General features: G+C 70.9%; 14 protein-coding genes. 10 read left to right on the forward strand and 4 right to left on the reverse strand.

The features are described 5' to 3' along the window. Positions 1 to 244 precede the first annotated feature (244 nt). From ACLJPL_RS27345 to ACLJPL_RS27365, 5 genes are all read left to right on the forward strand, one after another. Positions 245 to 4,360: an amino acid adenylation domain-containing protein gene (locus tag ACLJPL_RS27345; RefSeq protein WP_411083596.1), complete on the forward strand. Its 4,116-nt coding sequence runs from the start codon at positions 245 to 247 to the stop codon at positions 4,358 to 4,360. A gap of 48 nt (positions 4,361 to 4,408) precedes the next feature. Next, a complete protein-coding gene (locus tag ACLJPL_RS27350) occupies positions 4,409 to 5,401 on the forward strand; it encodes a DMT family transporter (protein WP_411083597.1) in 993 nt (330 codons plus the stop codon). Next, complete coding sequence (gene epsC / locus ACLJPL_RS27355) at positions 5,398 to 6,033, forward strand: serine O-acetyltransferase EpsC (RefSeq protein WP_411083598.1); 636 nt, start codon at positions 5,398 to 5,400, stop codon at positions 6,031 to 6,033. Before ACLJPL_RS27350 ends, epsC begins: the two co-directional genes overlap by 4 nt. A gap of 71 nt (positions 6,034 to 6,104) precedes the next feature. After that, on the forward strand, positions 6,105 to 7,103 hold the full coding sequence (cysK, locus tag ACLJPL_RS27360) for a cysteine synthase A (protein WP_411083599.1): 999 nt from the start codon (positions 6,105 to 6,107) through the stop codon (positions 7,101 to 7,103). Positions 7,104 to 7,109: 6 nt separating this feature from the next. Next, positions 7,110 to 7,607 (forward strand): cupin domain-containing protein, encoded by a 498-nt coding sequence (locus ACLJPL_RS27365; RefSeq protein ID WP_128851613.1) that lies wholly within the window; start codon positions 7,110 to 7,112, stop codon positions 7,605 to 7,607. A gap of 58 nt (positions 7,608 to 7,665) precedes the next feature. Here the strand turns inward: ACLJPL_RS27365 and ACLJPL_RS27370 are convergent, their stop codons facing one another. Together ACLJPL_RS27370 and ACLJPL_RS27375 are read right to left on the reverse strand one after the other, a co-directional pair. Further along, entirely contained in the window at positions 7,666 to 8,814 is a 1,149-nt protein-coding gene (locus tag ACLJPL_RS27370; protein ID WP_411083600.1) for an LLM class flavin-dependent oxidoreductase, read from the reverse strand. A 193-nt stretch (positions 8,815 to 9,007) separates the two neighbouring features. Continuing rightward, positions 9,008 to 10,282, reverse strand: coding sequence for a glycoside hydrolase family 18 protein (locus tag ACLJPL_RS27375; RefSeq protein WP_411083601.1), 1,275 nt, complete (start codon positions 10,280 to 10,282; stop codon positions 9,008 to 9,010). A 388-nt stretch (positions 10,283 to 10,670) separates the two neighbouring features. Here ACLJPL_RS27375 and ACLJPL_RS27380 point away from each other — a divergent pair, with 388 nt between their 5' ends. Continuing rightward, a complete protein-coding gene (locus ACLJPL_RS27380; RefSeq protein WP_411083602.1) occupies positions 10,671 to 11,843 on the forward strand; it encodes an acyl-CoA dehydrogenase family protein in 1,173 nt (390 codons plus the stop codon). A 43-nt stretch (positions 11,844 to 11,886) separates the two neighbouring features. Here ACLJPL_RS27380 and ACLJPL_RS27385 read toward each other — a convergent pair whose 3' ends face one another. Both ACLJPL_RS27385 and ACLJPL_RS27390 read right to left on the reverse strand, forming a co-directional pair. After that, positions 11,887 to 12,180, reverse strand: a complete 294-nt coding sequence (locus ACLJPL_RS27385) for a hypothetical protein (protein WP_411083603.1) — start codon at positions 12,178 to 12,180, stop codon at positions 11,887 to 11,889. Between the two features lie 122 nt (positions 12,181 to 12,302). Next, positions 12,303 to 12,701, reverse strand: coding sequence for a hypothetical protein (locus tag ACLJPL_RS27390; protein WP_411083604.1), 399 nt, complete (start codon positions 12,699 to 12,701; stop codon positions 12,303 to 12,305). A gap of 203 nt (positions 12,702 to 12,904) precedes the next feature. Between ACLJPL_RS27390 and ACLJPL_RS27395 the strand changes: the two genes are divergently transcribed. From ACLJPL_RS27395 to fxsA, 4 genes are all read left to right on the forward strand, one after another. Further along, positions 12,905 to 13,345: an Lrp/AsnC family transcriptional regulator gene (locus tag ACLJPL_RS27395; protein ID WP_018490165.1), complete on the forward strand. Its 441-nt coding sequence runs from the start codon at positions 12,905 to 12,907 to the stop codon at positions 13,343 to 13,345. A gap of 46 nt (positions 13,346 to 13,391) precedes the next feature. After that, a complete protein-coding gene (locus ACLJPL_RS27400; protein WP_411083605.1) occupies positions 13,392 to 15,038 on the forward strand; it encodes an amidohydrolase in 1,647 nt (548 codons plus the stop codon). A gap of 551 nt (positions 15,039 to 15,589) precedes the next feature. Then, complete coding sequence (locus tag ACLJPL_RS27405) at positions 15,590 to 16,357, forward strand: polyprenol monophosphomannose synthase (RefSeq protein WP_411083606.1); 768 nt, start codon at positions 15,590 to 15,592, stop codon at positions 16,355 to 16,357. Between the two features lie 78 nt (positions 16,358 to 16,435). Further along, positions 16,436 to 17,041: an FxsA family membrane protein gene (gene fxsA / locus ACLJPL_RS27410; RefSeq protein WP_411083607.1), complete on the forward strand. Its 606-nt coding sequence runs from the start codon at positions 16,436 to 16,438 to the stop codon at positions 17,039 to 17,041. Positions 17,042 to 17,057: the final 16 nt, after the last annotated feature.

The raw sequence follows: 17,057 nt of genomic DNA on the forward strand, positions 1-17,057 counted from the left end.
TAACCGCGAGAAACTGCCCATGTGTAAACCCGAATGGCGGTCGCATTAAGGCGAGGCCCGATGGGTGCGTCGTCGATAAGGTCGCTTCTGTCCATTTTTACCCCCTGCAGGTTGCTGTTTGCAGCATCATGTCCCCATGGGTGGTTGAATGCAAGGCTCGCCGTGGGCGACCCTTACATGGGCATGATTCAGCCAACCAATTCTGGCTCCCGAGCCCATTTTTCTTTCGAGATGAAAGAAGACCATGGCCATCAATGACTTCGATCAGACGGAACGTGATACTGCCGGAGAACAGTGCCTCCCCCACCTTCTGCTGGAGCAGGTGCGGGATCATCCCGAACGCACGGCAGTCATCCGTGGGGACGAGCGTCTCAGCTACCGCGACTTCGTCGGCCGATGCTCGGAGACCGCGGATTATCTCCGAAATCTCGGCGTCGGTCCCGACGATTCCGTCGGGATCTTCGTCGAACCGTCGATCGAATTGATGACGAGCGTCTGGGGTGTACTCCTCGCAGGGGGCGCCTACCTTCCGCTCTCGCCCGAATACCCGGAAGAACGCCTCCGCTACATGATCGAGGACTCCGGGGTGCGCGTCATCGTCGCGTCGGAGGAGCTCCGGCCGAGACTGTCCCAGCTGGCCCCGCACGGCACCAGGATCATCGGCCCGGACGGCGTGCCGGGGGACCGGGCCCGGGGTGGATCGCGGCTCGGGCGGTCCGCCCCCGCCGCGCTCACGCCGGCTCACCTGGCGTACGTCATCTACACCTCCGGCAGCACGGGGAAGCCCAAGGGCGTCATGATCGAGCAGCGCAGCATCGTGCATCAGATGCGCTGGCTGGCGGAGTCCGGCGCACTGGACCGGACGACCGTCGTGCTCCAGAAGACGCCCATGAGCTTCGACGCGGCCCAGTGGGAGATCCTGGCCCCCGCCTGCGGGAGCACCGTGGTCGTCGACGGCCCCGGCCTGCACCGCGATCCGGAGAGGATCATCGCGGCCGTCACCGCCCACCGGGTCACCGCGCTGCAATGCGTGCCCACCCTGCTCCAGGCGCTCGTGGACACCGAGGACTTCTCCGCCTGCACGTCGCTCACCCAGGTCTTCAGCGGCGGCGAGGCGCTCTCCGGGAATCTCGCGCGGAAATTCCTTCAAACGCTGCCCCGGAGCACCCTGACCAATCTGTACGGGCCGACCGAGACGACGGTCAACGCGTCGGCGTTCACCGTGGACCGCCGCACTCTCGCCGATGACCCGCAGGTGATCTCCATCGGCAGACCCGTTCCCGGAACGCGGTTCCACATTCTCGACGAGAACCGGTCGCCGGTGCGGGCCGGGGAAAACGGCGAGCTCTACATCGAAGGCGTTCAGCTCGCCCGGGGATATCTCAACCGGCCCGAACTGACCGCGGAGAGGTTCATCTCCCATGTGTTCGACGGCGAGGGCGCTCCCGTGCGGCTGTACCGCACGGGCGACCTCGCCCACCGGGGCGACGACGGCACGGTCCGTTTCGCCGGCCGTGCGGACAACCAGATCAAGCTGCGCGGTTTCCGGGTCGAGCTGGACGAGATACGGCTCGCGATCGAGACCCACGACTGGGTCAAGAACGCCGCGGTCCTCGTGAAGGAGGACACCGCCACCGGATTCCAGAACCTGATCGCCTGCATCGAGCTGAGCCCCAAAGAAGCGGCACTGATGGACCAGGGCAATCACGGAGCCCACCATCAGTCAAAAGAAAGCAAACTCCAGGTAAAAGCGCAGCTCGCGAATCCGGGTATGCGGGACGACCGGGAGATCAGCGGCAGGCCCGCGATCGATCTGCCCGGCGCCGCCGCCACCCCCCGGCAGCGACAACTGGCGTTCGGACGGAAGACCTACCGGTCGTTCGAGGGCGGCGGCGTCACCGAGGCCGACCTCCTCGCCCTGCTCGCAGGCCCCGAAGGCCCCACCGCACACTCCCGGGACCTCAGCGCCCTGACACTCGCCGAGCTCGGCGGACTCCTGCGCAACTTCGGGCAGTTCCTCAGTGAGGAGCGCCTGCTGCCGAAGTACGCCTATGCCTCGCCGGGCGCCCTCTACGCGACGCAGCTCTACCTCGAAGTCGCCGGGGTCCCGTTCCTGAGGCCCGGATTCCACTACTACCACCCGGTGGAGCACCGGCTCGTCCTCATCAGCCCGAACGAAGAGCCCTCCGGGTCGCCCGCGCGCATCAGGGTGCACTTCGCCGGCAAGCGCCGGGCCATCGAGCCCGTCTACCGGAACAACATCCTTGAGGTCCTGGAGATCGAAGCGGGCCATATGGCCGGTCTGTTCGAGCGGATCCTGCCCGCCCACGGACTGGGACTGGAGGCCGCGGCGTACGAGCCGGCCGTGAAGGACCGGCTGGACTGCGCCGAGGAGGACTTCTACCTCGGGACGTTCGAGGTGCGTCCGCTCGACGCCGTACGCGCCGCGGCCGCCGCCGATCTCTATGTGCAGGCGCACCCCGGGAAGGTCGCCGGGCTGGCCGGGGGACAGTACCGGTACCGGGACGGCGTCCTGGAGCGGATCTCCGACGCGCTGGTCCTCAAGCGACATGTCATCGCCATCAACCAGCAGGTCTACGAGAAGGCCGCTTTCGGCATCACCATCATCAGCCGCGCACGGGAGGCATGGCGCGAGTACATCGATCTCGGAAGAGAACTCCAGCATCTTCAGATGAACGGCCTCCGCATCGGGCTGATGTCCTCGGGATACAGCTCGAAGACCGGACACGACCTGCCCTCCGCGAAAAGAATCGCGGACATCCTCGGCGCACGCGGCGAGCACACCGGAGCGTCGTACTTCTCCGTGGGCGGCCGCATCAGTGAAGGCCAGCTGCGCAGCGAGGGAATGCGCGAGGACATCGTGCACATGAAGGGCCCGGCGGAGATCATCCGGGAGGACCTGAGCCGCTTTCTCCCCGACTACATGATGCCGAACCGGGTCGTGGTCCTGGACTCGCTCCCGCTTTCCGCGAACGGAAAGATCGACGTCAAGGCTCTGGAGGCTTCGGACCGGATGGCCGCGGTCACCACCGACCGGGTGTTCGTCGCGCCCAGGACGAAGACCGAGGAGAGAATCCGCGACATCTGGGAGAAGGTGATGAAGCGGGACGGCTCCTCCGTGCAGGACGACTTCTTCGAAGCCGGCGGAAACTCCCTGCTCGCGGTCGGGCTCGTCAACCGCATCAACCGGGAGTTCCGCAGCTCACTGCCGTTGCAGATCCTCTTCGAGTCCCCGACCATCGAGAAACTCGCCCTCGCCCTCGAAAGCACCGACACCGAACCCGCTTCCCGGCTGGTGCGCCTGCACAACGAAGGCGCCGACAGCCCCGTGTTCTGCTGGCCCGGTCTCGGCGGCTACACCATGAACCTGCGGCTGCTGGCCGGCGAACTCGGCATCGACCGCCCGTTCTACGGCGTGCAGGCGTACGGGATCAACCCGGGCGAGACCCCGTACGCCACCATCCAGGAGATGGCCGCCGCGGACGTGCGGGCCATCCAGCGGCTCCAGAAGACCGGCCCGTACACCTTATGGGGCTACTCCTTCGGCGCCCGCGTGGCCTTCGAGGCGGCCCATCAGATCGAGCGGTCCGGCGGCACGGTCGAGAACCTCTTCCTCCTGGCCCCCGGGTCGCCCGTCATCCCGCGCGCGGACGACGACGGCGCACTCCCGCACGGCGACGGCCCCGTCTACACCAACAAAGCGTATGTGCGCCTCCTCTACTCCGTATTCGCCGGGACCATCACCGGGGAGGAGGCGGACGCCTGCGTGGAATACGCCGGGGACGACGAGACCTTCGCCGCGTACATCCGCGAGAAATGGTCGAACCTCGACACCGAACTGGTCAAACGCATCATCCACGTCGTCCGCCGGACCTTCGAACTGCGCTACACCTTCAGGGAACTTCGGGAACGGAAGATCACAGCGCCCATCACCATCTTCAAGGCGCGCGGCGACGACTACTCGTTCATCGAGAACAGCAGCGGATACTCCGAGACGGCCCCGACCGTGATCGACCTGTCGAGCGGGCACTACGCCATGCTCAAGAACCCCGACCTCCATGAGCTCGTACAGCAGACCCGCCGCCGTCTCACCGAGAGGAAAGAGGAGACCGTCGTGCCTCACGTCAACATCAAACACTTTCCCGTCTCGCTCAGCGAGGACCAGCAGTCGAAACTCGTCGCGGCTGTCACCCAGGCGGTCAAGAGCGCGTTCAGCTGCGACGAGGGAGTGATATCGGTCGCCCTCGAACCGGTGGAGAAAGAGGTCTGGAACGAACGCGTCTACATACCGGAGATCGTGCAGAGAAGGGACCTGCTGCACAAGACGCCGAACTACTGAGATGTTCGGCGGCGCACGAAGAAGATCCGTAACACAAAGGGAGGGTGCATGAAGAACGCAACCGTTGGACGATTTCTGCTGCTGGCATTCCTGTGGGGAGGCAGCTTCACCTTCATCAAGGTGTCACTGGACGGGCTGACCCCCGGTCAGCTCGTGCTCAGCCGCCTGGTGCTGGGCGCGGCCGTACTGCTCGCGATCGTCGCGTTCCGCAAGATCGGCCTTCCCCGGTCCGCGGCCGTCTGGGGGCATATCGCCGCCGCGGCCCTCTTCGGCAACGTCATCCCGTTCCTGCTGCTCTCCTACGGCGAACAGACCACCGGAGCCGGCATCGCGGGCGTCCTCATCGGCGCGACGCCGCTGCTGACCCTGACGATCGCGGCGGCGGCACTGCCGTCCGAGCGGGCGACCCGGCGCAAGGTGATCGGGCTCGTCATCGGGTTCGCGGGCGTGGTGCTCCTGATCGGCCCGTGGACCGACGCCCTCGGCTCGTTCGGCGGACAGCTCGCCTGCCTCGGCGCGGCACTGAGTTACGCGTGCGGCTTCGTCTACGTACGCAAGTACCTCTCCCCGCTCGGTCTCGCCCCCATGGCCGCAGCGGCCTCCCAACTCCTCGCCGCCACCGTCCTCCAGGCCGCCGTCACCCCCTTCCTCACCTGGCACACCCCGGAGTTCACCCTCAAGGTGACGCTCAGCATCGTCGCGCTCGGCCTGTTCAGCACCGGTCTGGCGTACGTGCTGTACTTCCGGCTCATCGGCGACGTCGGCGCCACCACCGCGTCGGCCGTGAACTACGTGGTCCCGGTCGCCTCCGTCCTCATCGGCGTGGTGGCGCTCGGCGAGTCCGTCACCTGGAACCTGCTGGTCGGCGGACTCGTCGTGCTCGCGGGCGTGGCGTACGCGGAGAACCGCCTGCGGCAGCTCCGGGGCGGCGACAAGGAACCGGCCGCACCGGCCGCGGCGACCACCCCCGCACCCCCGGCCGGGGAAGAGGCCGAACCGGTCGCGGGCAGCCGCCCCGGCGGCACGGAGGAACCGCGGTGAGCCCGCCCGGCCTCTACCGCCGGGCGGTCGGGGACCTGGACCTGATCCGGTCGCGGGACCCCTCGGTGCACTCGCGGACCGAGGCCCTGCTGCACCCCGCCGTGCCGGCCGTCTGGGGCTACCGCGTGGCGCACCGGCTGCACCGGCGGGGGCTGCGCCGTACCGCGCGGCTCCTCTCGGTCGCCGCGCGGCTGGCGTCGGGCGGCATCGAGATCCACCCCGGCGCGAGGATCGGCCGCGGCTTCTTCGTCGATCACGGCACGGGAGTGGTGATCGGTGAGACCGCCGTCGTCGGCGACGACGTCACGGTCTTCCACCAGGTGACGCTGGGGTCGGTCGGCTGGTGGCACGACGACGCCCGGCCCCGGGGCGCGCGCCGCCACCCCGAGGTGGGGGACCGGGTGGTGATCGGCGCGGGCGCCACCCTGCTCGGGCCGATCACCGTGGGGCACGACACGGTGATCGGCGCGCAGGCCCTGGTCATCCGCGACGTGCCCAGCCACTCCCGGGTGCTCGCGCCGGTGGCCGCCCTGCCGCGCCGCACCCCCGGGTCCGGGCCGCGCGCCGCCCACCGGCCCCTCCCGTCCCCGTCGCCCGGGAGGGAGGTGTCCCTGCTCTTCCCCGCCTGGTGACCTCCCCCGCCCGGCGACCCGCCCCGGCGGCCCGCTCCCTGGTGACCCGATCCACCGAAACGGAGAAGCACATGCTTGTCTCGGACCGACGCGGGCTCGCGTCGTCGCTCGACGATCTGATCGGCGGCACCCCCACCATCCGGCTGGACCTGGGCGGGGCCGACCCCCAGACCACCGTCTACGCCAAGCTGGAGATGGCGAACCCGCTGTCCAGCGTGAAGGACCGCACCGGGCTGTACATGATCGAGGCGGCCGAGAAGCGCGGCGAACTGACTCCCGGCAGCACCGTCGTGGAGGCCACCTCCGGGAACACCGGCATCTCGCTGGCCGCCCTGTGCGCAGCCCGCGGCTACACCTGCGTCATCGTGCTCCCGGACAACGCGACCAACGAACGGGTGCAGCTGCTCCGCGCGTTCGGCGCGGAGGTCGTCCGGACCCCGCACGAGCAGGGATACGCGGCGGCGATCGAGAAGGCCCAGGAGATCCACCGCGAGCGGCCAGGCTCGTGGTTCGCCTGCCAGCACGAGAACCCCGACAACGTGCAAGCGCACTACGCCACCACCGGCCCGGAGATCTGGAACGACACCGAGGGCAGGGTGGACGTCCTGGTCTGCGGCGTCGGCACCGGAGGCACCCTGAGCGGCACCGCCCGCTATCTCAGGGAACGCAACCCGGACCTGCGCGTGGTCGCGGTCGAGCCGGTGCGCTCTCCCGTCCTCAGCGAGGGCTGGGGCGGCCTGCACCGCATCCCGGGGCTCAACGGCGGGTTCGTCGCGGACACCACCGACGTCGAGGTGATCGACGAGGTGGTCACCGTCTCCGACGACGAGGCGTTCGCCACCGCGCGCTTCCTGGCCCGCACGTTCGGCCTTCTGGTGGGCGTCTCCTCCGGAGCCGCCGCCCACGCCTGTCGTCTCCTCGTCGAGCGGCCCGCATACGCCGGCAAGACCATCGTCACGGTCTTCCCCGACACCGGCGAGAGGTATCTGTCCTGGCTCGAGGCCGCCGCCGACGAGGAGCAGGCCGGCGGACAGCAGCGCACCGAATCCGTCGCGAAGATTGAGGAGTGAGTCCTGATGACCATGCTTCCGCGCATACTGCTTCCCGGTGAAGGCGAAGCGGTGCAGATAGGCACGACCACCAAGACGACGTTCAAGGCCGTGGGAGGGGAGACCGACGACCGCCTGGGCCTGTTCGAGCACCGCATGGAGCCCGGCGCCCCCGGCGCCTCGCCGCACATCCACCGTGAACAGCTGGAGGCTTTCTACGTCCTGGACGGGGTCGTCGAACTGCACCTGGACGGGGAGACCTTCGCCGCGCCACCGGGCACCTATGTGAATGTCCCCGAGAACATGTCGCACGGGTTCCGCAATCCCTACCAGGACCAGGCGACCATGCTCATCATCTTCACTCCCGCCATCAACCGCGAGGAGTACTTCAGGGGACTGGCCGAGCTGTACGCGGACGGGAACCGCCCCACGGAGGACGAACTGCTGGACCTCATGGCCCGCTACGACCAGTTCGAACTGACCCTGGACGGGACGACCTCCCGCCCCGGCTGGGGCCGGCACTGAGCCGGTGACCCGCACGGCAGGTCTCCGGCCCGGAGACCTGCCGGCGGCCTCGGGCGCGTCAGGCGGCGGCCCTCAAACCCCATTCGGCGGCCAGGAGTTCGAAACTGCGGACGCGGTCGGCGTGGTCGTGCGTGATCGTCGTGACGATCAGCTCGTCGGCCCCCGTGGCGTCCCGCAGGGTCCGCAACCGCTCGGCGACCTGCGGGGCGGTCCCGACGAACTGGGTCTCGGTGCGGTCCGCGACCAGCGCCCGGTCCTCCTCGCTCCAGATGTGGCGGCGGGCCTCCTGCGGGCTGGGGTACGCGATGGCCCCTTCGCCGCTGCGGATGCTGCGCACCCACAGCCCGTACCCCGCGGCCAGTTCACGGGCCGCGCCCTCGTCGTCGGCGACCACGACGTCGGCGGAGACGCTGACGTAGGGCCGGTCCAGCTCGGCCGAGGGCTTGAACGCCTCGCGATAGCCCTCGACGGCCTCCAGCACCGTACCGGGGCTCACGTGGTAATTCGCCGCGAACCGCAGCCCGTTGGCACCGGCCGTCCGCGCGCTGACGCCGGCGCTGCTGCCCAGGATCCACAGCTGGAGCTCCGCGCCCTCCCCGGGCACCACATGCGTCTCGAACCCGGCGTCGGGTGCGTAGTCGCCCGCCAACAGGGCCAGGATGTCCGCCACTTGATCGTCGTACGCCTGCGACTGCGCGCCCGACTGCTGGAGCAGCCCCTGGTAGAGCGCGGCGCGCGGCGAACTCTGCAAGTGCGCGTTGGAGTAACGGGCCGGTATGCGCAGCCCGTTGGGCGTCAGCCCCTCGACGACGGCGACCGTCCCCGGCCCCCCGCGCTCCGGCGGCGCACCCCGCTCGGCCGAGCCGCCGGAGCGGCCGAGGCCGAGGTCGAAGCGGCCCGGGTGCACCGCGTCCAGCAGCCCGAACTCCTCCACCGCCGACAGGGCCGTACGGTGGCCGAGTTGCAGGGCCCCGGAGCCGAGCCGGATGGCCGACGTCGCCGTTGCGGCGAGCGCCAGGAGTACGGCGGGCGAGGTGCCGGCGACACCGGGGTTGAAGTGGTGCTCGGCGAACCAGTAGCGGCTGTAGCCCAGTTGCTCGGCTCTGCGGACGAGGTCGAGACTGTTGCGCAACGCCTGTCCCGCGTTCGATCCGGTGGTGACCGGCACGAGGTCCAGCACGGCGAGAGGCGTGTGAGCGGTTGCCACGATGAGGTTCCCTGGGGAGCGAGAGGCAGCGGTACGGGGCCGGTCTGGCCGTAACGTACGGAGGCCGCCGAAAGCGCGTCAATCACTTCTCCGGCCTGGCAACGCAACCTTCATACGCACCCCTGCCCCGGCCCCCGGGAACGCCGAAAGGGGGCGGGGAGCCCGTCCGGCGCCCCGCCCCCCTACGGTCCGCCTAGTCGATCGCCTTGATCAACTCGCCGTTCGCGGTGTCACCGCTCAACTCCCAGAAGAAGGTGCCTCCCAGGCCCTGCTGGTTCTTGTACTCCATCTTGGAGCCGATGGTCTCCGGAGTGTCGTAGCTCCACCAGTCGTTGCCGCAGTGGGCGTACGCCGTACCGGCCACGGCGCCCGTCGCGGGGCAGCTGTTCTTGAGGATCTTGTAGTCCTCGATGCCCGGCTCGTAGCTGCCCGCCGCCGCGCCGGTCGCGCTGCCGCCGGGCTCGGGCTGGGTGACACCGGTCCAGCCGCGGCCGTAGAAGCCGATGCCCAGCAGCAGCTTCTCCGAGGGGATGCCCAGCGACGTCAGCTTGGAGATCGCGGCGTCGGAGTTGAAGCCCTCGGTCGGGATGCCCGGGTAGGAGGTCAGCGGGGAGTGCGGGGCCGTGGGGCCCTGCGCCGCGAACGCGCCGAAGAAGTCGTACGTCATCGGGAGGTACCAGTCCAGGTGCTTCGCCGCTCCCGCGTAGTCCACCGCGTCGATCTTGCCGCCGTCCGAGCCGTCCGCGGTGATCGCCGAAGTGATCAGGTTGTCGGCCCCGAAGGACTTGCGCAGCTCGCCGAGCAGCTCGCCGTAGGCGTCGCGGCCGCTGGTGTCACAGGTCAGACCGCAGGCGTTGGGGTACTCCCAGTCGATGTCGATGCCGTCGAAGACATCGGCCCAACGGGGGTCCTCCACCAGGTCGTAGCAGGACTTGGCGAACGCGGCGGGGTTCTGCGCGGCCTCACCGAACCCGCCCGACCAGCTCCAGCCGCCGAAGGACCAGAGGACCTTGATGTCCGGGTGGAGTTCCTTGAGCTTGCGCAACTGGTTGAAGTTGCCGCGCAGTTCCTGGTCCCAGGTGTCGGCGACCCCGTCGACCGAGTCCTCGGCGGTGTAGGCCCTCTCGTGGTCGGCGTACGCGTCGCCGATGGTGCACTTGCCGTTCTGCACGTTGCCGAAGGCGTAGTTGATGTGGGTCAGCTTGTCGGCGGAACCCGACGTCACGATGTTCTTGACGTGGTAATTCCGGTCGTACGTGCCCCAGTTGGTGAAGTATCCGATCACCTTGTCGCCGGCCGCTGTGGGGGCGGCGTCGGCGGCCGCAGGGGCCGCGGCGGGCTGGGCCGCCGGCGTGGCGCCGGCCGGGGACGTGCCCGCGACGCCGAGCAGGGTGGCGCCGAGCGCCGCCGTACAGGCGGCCGCGGCGAACGCCCTGAGCCGGGCGCGGGGGCGGTGCGATGTGAGCATCGTGGCTCCTCGTGGGGGAGGGCTGGTGCGTGGGGGGTGCGGGTCGAACTCCGGGCCGTACGCGCCCGGTTTGGCATGAACGCGGTAAAGCGTTCGATGGGAACCGTAGAAGGACTAGACCAGTTGGGTCAATGGTTCGGACCAATTTCCCGATCTTCGCGCGGCCCCGCAGCCCGTCCGACCAGCCCGTCGCCCCGTGACGGAAGGCATCCGATCGGGCATACTCAACCCGCCACAGCCGCTGACCCGCGCCCCCCGAGACCCGGGAGGGCAGGATCGGCTGGGCAGTCTGTTCTTCCCGGCTCCGTTCCGGGAGATCACCCGGCGGCGCCACTCACACCCCGAGCGCGCGACCGTCGCAACGCCCGACAGGGAGGAGAGCGCCGTCATGTCCGACCGTGCCCCGCAGCCGGTGGAACGCCGTCTGCCCACCGAGGAGTCCCGGCAGCTCGTCGCGCTCGTCCGCGACATCGTGTCCAAGGAGATCGCTCCCCGGGCGGCCGAGGAGGAGGACGCGGGCCACTTCCCGCGCGAGGTGTTCACCCTCCTCTCCGACTCCGGCCTCCTCGGACTCCCCTACGGCTCCGCCCACGGCGGCGGCGACCAGCCCTACGAGGTCTACCTCCAGGTGCTGGAGGAGCTCGCCGCGGCCCGCCTCACCATCGGCCTCGGCGTCAGCGTCCACTCCCTGGCCTGCCACGCCCTCGCCGGATACGGCACCGAGGAGCAGCGGGCCGCGCACCTGCCGGCGATGCTCGCCGGCGGCCTGCTGGGCGCGTACTGCCTCTCCGAGCCCGCCTCCGGCTCCGACGCCGCGTCCCTGCGCACCAAGGCCGTACGCGACGGCGAGGACTGGGTCATCACGGGCACCAAGGCGTGGATCACCCACGGCGGCATCGCGGACTTCTACACCGTGCTCGCCCGCACCGGCGTCGAGGGCCCCCGGGGCATCACGGCCTTCCTCGTCCCCGGCGACGCCGAAGGGCTGAACGCCGCGCTTCCCGAGAAGAAGATGGGCATGAAGGGCTCGCCCACGGCCCAGCTCAACTTCGACGGCGTACGGGTCGCCGACGACCGCCGCATCGGGGACGAGGGCCAGGGCTTCGCCATCGCCCTGTCCGCGCTCGACTCCGGCCGCCTCGGCATCGCCGCCTGCGCGGTCGGGGTCGCCCAGGCCGCCCTGGACGAGGCCGTCCGGTACGCCACCGACCGACGCCAGTTCGGCCGCCCCATCGCCGACTTCCAGGGGCTGCGCTTCATGCTCGCCGACATGGCCACCCAGATCGAGGCCGGCCGCGCGCTCTACCTGGAGGCGGCACGGCTGCGCGACGCGGGGCAGCCCTTTTCCCGCCAGGCGGCCATGGCGAAGCTGTTCTGCACCGACGCGGCCATGCGGGTGACCACCGACGCCGTCCAGGTGCTCGGCGGCTACGGCTACACGCTCGACTTCCCGGTCGAGCGGCTGATGCGCGAGGCCAAGGTGCTCCAGATCGTCGAAGGCACCAATCAGATCCAGCGCATGGTCATCGCACGCCACCTCGCGGGCCCCGAGACCCGCTGACCCCCAGGGGCGCGTCCGAGCCGTCCCGCCCACGCGGGACGGTTCAGACGCGCCGCGGCGGCCGGTCCGACCAGACGGGCAGGGCGACGGCCCGGTTCCATCCCTGGTCCCGGATCCCCGGCACGGTCCGGCCGCTGCTCTGCCAGTGCCGCAGCAGCGCGCTGTAGATGGGCGGATCGACCGGGGAGGCCATGGGCGAGGTCCCCGTCGACCGGGGCGGCGGCTGGGGCGTCGACCGGGGCTGCGGCAGCGGCTGCGGTTGCGGAACCGATTCTTCGGGGGCCGGAGGGGCGAGACGGCGGCGGCCCGAGCCGACCGGTGAATGCAGCGTCGTCATACGGGGTCAACGCGTCGGGGCGGCCCCGGGTCACTGCCGCCCCGATCCGAGTGCCAGTTCGGCGGGTGCCGGGTGCGCCGTGCGCCGGCCCGGGGAACCCGCCGACCGTCGCGAGCGGCGGCTCAGGCGGCCTCGCGCCGCATCCGGGGCACACGCAGCGGGCGGGAGCCGGGGCCTCCGGCGTGGGAGAACGGCTGCATCCGCCAGTCGAGTCCCTGGGGGAGCGTCAGCAGCAGCGCCGCCTCCTGCTCCTGGGGCTCCAGCGTCTCGTCGGCGGGCCGGGCGTCCGCCGCGACACGGCCGGTGCCGGAGCAGACGGTGAGCACGAACGGGTTCCACGGGGTGGGGCAACGGGCGTGCTCCGGCAGGACGTCCTCGTCGGCCAGCAGCGCGATCGGCTGGGCGCAGTCCGGGCAGATCACCCGGAACATCTCGAACATGTCGTACGCGTCGGCGCTGTCGTCCTCGTCGGGATCGACAGGCTCCGGTTCGGTACGTCCGGTGAGCTTCAGGCTCTGCATGGGAATTCCCCCCTCGGGTGGGCCGGCCAGGCGCCACGGCCTCGGCCACAGCAAGCACTTCCCGTCGCGTGACGCCGATAATCGCGAGCCCGCCCGCTACTGACCCGTAAACATGTGGCATTCGTCACATGCCCCCCGCAGGTGCCGTTCCGTGACCTCGCGCGACTGTGCCGACAGGCTCCCGGGGCCATAGGTTGATCCGCATGGAGGAGCTGGACCGTCAGATTGTGGAGTTGCTCGTCAAGGACGGGCGGATGAGCTACACCGACCTGGGCAAGGCCACCGGCCTGTCCACCTCGGCCGTTCATCAGCGCGTCCGCCGGCTCGAGCAGCGCGGGGTCATCCGCGGCTATGCGGCGGTCGTCGACCCCGAGGCGGTCGGGCTGCCCCTCACCGCGTTCATCTCGGTGAAGCCGTTCGACCCCAGCGCGCCCGACGACATCGCGGAGCGGCTCGCCGGGGTGCCCGAACTGGAGGCGTGCCACAGCGTCGCCGGGGACGAGAACTACATCCTCAAGGTGCGCGTGGCGACCCCGCTGGAGCTGGAGCACCTGCTCACGAGGATCCGCTCGCTGGCGGGCGTCTCGACCCGGACGACCGTCGTCCTGTCCACCCCGTACGAGGCCCGGCCCCCGCGCGTCTGAGGGGGGCGGGGGCCCCACGGCTCGCGGCAGGCGCGAGACTGGTCCCATGACCGAGAGCACCGCCCCCCAGAGCGCCCCCGAACACCGCACCGTGCTGCTGCGCGGCGGAGACGTCCACAGCCCCGCCGACCCGTTCGCCACCGCGATGGTCGTCGAACGCGGGCAGGTCGCCTGGGTGGGCTCCGAAGGGGCCGCCGACGCCTTCGCGAGCGGTGTCGACGAAGTGGTCGACCTGGAGGGCGCCCTGGTCACCCCGGCGTTCACCGACGCCCACGTCCACACCACCGCGACCGGCCTGGCCCTGACCGGGCTCGACCTCTCCGGAGCCCGTACGCTCCCCGAAGCCCTCGGCCTCGTCCGTGCGTTCGCGAACCGCCACGGAGCCGGGGACGTCCTGCTCGGCCACGGCTGGGACGCCGCGCGGTGGCCCGGACAGCGCCACCCCTCGCGCGCCGAGCTCGACGAGGCGGCTGGCGGCCGGGCCCTCTACCTGCCCCGGATCGACGTGCACTCCGCCGTCGTCACGACCGCCCTGCTGGACCTGGTCCCCGGCGTCAGGGCGATGACCGGATATCACCCCGACGCGCCGCTGACCGGCGACGCCCACCACGCCGTACGGGCCGCCGCGCACAACGCGTTGACGTCCGGGCAGCGGGCCGCCGCCCAGCGCGCCGCACTCGACCACGCAGCCTCCCTCGGCATCGGCACGCTTCACGAGTGCGGCGGACCGGAGATCTCCGACGAGGAGGACTTCATCTCCCTCCTGGCCCTCGCGGCCGAGCGGCCGGGCCCCCGGGTCTTCGGGCTCTGGGCCGAGGAGATCGCCGACGAGAAGGGCGCGCGCCGCATCCGGGAGCTCGGCGCGGTCGGCGCGGCCGGCGACCTCTTCGTGGACGGCTCCCTCGGCTCGCACACCGCCTGCCTGCACGAGCCGTACGCCGACGCCCCGCAGACCGGCGCCGCCCACCTGGACGCCGCCCGGATCGCCGCCCATGTCACCGCCTGCACCGAGGCCGGCCTCCAGGCGGGCTTCCACGCCATCGGCGACGCGGCCGTCACCGCCGTCGTGGAAGGCGTCCGGGCCGCCGCCGAGACGCTGGGCCCGGCCAGGGTCCGCGCCGCCCGCCACCGCGTCGAGCACGCCGAGATGCTCACCCCCGAGACCGTCGCCGCCTTCGCGGAGCTGGGCCTCACCGCCTCCGTCCAGCCCGCCTTCGACGCCGCCTGGGGCGGACCCGACGGCATGTACGCCCAGCGCCTCGGCGCGGAGCGGGCCGCGACCCTGAACCCGTACGCCGCCCTCCTGCGCGCCGGAGTGCCGCTCGCCTTCGGCTCCGACAGCCCGGTCACCCCGCTCGACCCCTGGGGGACCGTCCGGGCGGCCGCCCACCACCGCACCCCGGAGCACCGCATCTCCGTCCGGGCCGGCTTCACCGCCCACACCCGGGGCGGCTGGCGGGCCATCGGCCGCGACGACGCGGGGCTCCTGGTGCCGGGCGCACCGGCCGACTACGCCGTCTGGCGGACCGCCGAACTCCTGGTCCAGGCACCCGACGACCGGGTCGCCCGGTGGTCCACCGACCCCCGCTCCGGCACGCCCGGCCTGCCGGATCTGACGCCCGGGGCCGAACTTCCGGTCTGCCTGCGGACCGTGGTCTTCGGACAAACGGTCTACGTGCGACCGAACGAGTGATGTCGGGACATCCGATACCGCCGATCGATGGCCCGCGCGCTTCTCCACGACCTGCGGATCTTCGGCACTGACCAGGCAATTTGGGCAAAAGCCGCAGGTCGCGCGGGTGTTGACAGAACGCGCCCACGGGCCGGTAGGTTCGGCCGGGTCCACCACAGGACGTCCGACCGGTTAAACCTCCACGCAGTCGTCGAACGCCGCTGGGTCATGGGGCGGTGTGCCGCACCGGCGCACCGTCACTGACAGCCAGGTTCAGCGCCCGCGCCTCGGGGGCGAGGGAAGGTTTCAGCCGGACGGAGGGTGCGACCCGGGTGGGGCCCGGACGTTCAGTAGACAACGGCTTTCGGTCGACCCGCAGCCAGCGGGTCCCAGGTCGGCCCGAAGGGCGCCGGGCCCCGATCCGCAGTTCCGTCCGCGATTCCGTCCGTGGTTCTGTCCGCAGTTCCGTCCATCTGCCCGGCCTGTGCCACACGCCCGTCCGACCGCGTCGGACCCCGGGGGCCGCGCGCTGGATATGGTGTCCCTCTGTGTACGGACTTTAAGGGGCAGTAGTGAACGACGGCGGTCAGAGGCAGTTCGGCCCGCTCGGCAAGGTCTTGGTGATCATCCCGACCTACAACGAGGTCGAGAACATCAGGCCGATCGTCGACCGGGTGCGCACGGCCGTGCCGGATGCCGACATCCTGGTGGCCGACGACAACAGCCCCGACGGCACCGGGAAGGCGGTCGACGAGATCGCCGCCGCCGACGACCAGGTCCACGTCCTGCACCGCAAGGGCAAGGAAGGACTCGGCGCGGCCTACCTCGCGGGCTTCGCCTGGGGCGCCGAGCATGGCTACGGCGTACTCGTCGAGATGGACGCGGACGGCTCCCACCAGCCCGAGGAGCTGCCCCGGCTGCTCACCGCGCTCAAGGGCGCGGACCTGGTCCTCGGCTCCCGCTGGGTGCCCGGCGGCCGGGTGGTCAACTGGCCCAAGAGCCGCGAGGTGATCTCCCGCGGCGGCAGCCTCTACTCCCGGCTCGCCCTCGGCCTCTCGGTCCGCGACGTCACCGGCGGCTACCGCGCCTTCAGGACCGAGACCCTCCAGGGCCTCGGCCTCGACGAGGTCGCCTCCCAGGGCTACTGCTTCCAGGTCGACCTGGCCCGCCGCTCCGTGGAGGCCGGCTACCACGTGGTCGAGGTGCCCATCACCTTCGTGGACCGCGAGGTCGGCGACTCCAAGATGAGCCGGGACATCCTCGTCGAGGCGCTGTGGCGGGTCACCGGCTGGGGCATCACCTCCCGCGCCAACAAGGTCCTGGGCCGCGGGAAACCCTGACCCCGGCGCGTACGGGCCCGGCCGGCCCATGATCACCCCCTTGCGCCGCTTCCCCCTCCGTACGGGCACACTGGTTGCATGACGACCGGCACTCCGCCCCCGACCCGTCCCCGGCGCTCGCGCGCCCGTAGATTCCTGCCGCTGGCCCTCGCCGCCTGGCTGGTCCTGGAGATCTGGCTCCTGACCGTGGTCGCGTCGGCCGCGGGCGGGCTCACCGTCCTGCTGCTCCTGATCGCCGGGGCGGTGCTCGGCGCCGCGGTGATCAAGCGCGCCGGCCGCCGCGCCTTCAAGAACCTCACCGAGACCCTCCAGCAGATGCCGGGGCACCCCGGCGCCACCGAGGCCCCGCAGGTCACCGGCGGCAAGGGCAGCAGGGGCAACGGGCTGCTGATGCTCGGCGGGCTGCTGCTCCTGATCCCCGGCCTGATCTCGGACGCGGCCGGTCTGCTCCTGCTGGTGCCGCCCGTCCGCACCCTGATCAGCCGCCGGGCGGAGCGGTCCCTGGAGCGCCGGATGCGGGCCGCTTCCCCCGGCAGCCTCTCGGACGCCTTCCAGCAGGCCCGTATGCACCGGCCGGACGGAAAGGTCGTCCAGGGCGAGGTCATCCGCGAGGAGGGCCCACAGCCCCCCTCGCGTCCCGACGACGAAGATCCCCGGGGCCCGCGCCCGCCGCTCACCCCCTGACGCCGGCGCACCGGCC

It is taken from the genome of Streptomyces sp. cmx-18-6, assembly GCF_046548915.1.
Classification (GTDB): Bacteria; Actinomycetota; Actinomycetes; order Streptomycetales; family Streptomycetaceae; genus Streptomyces.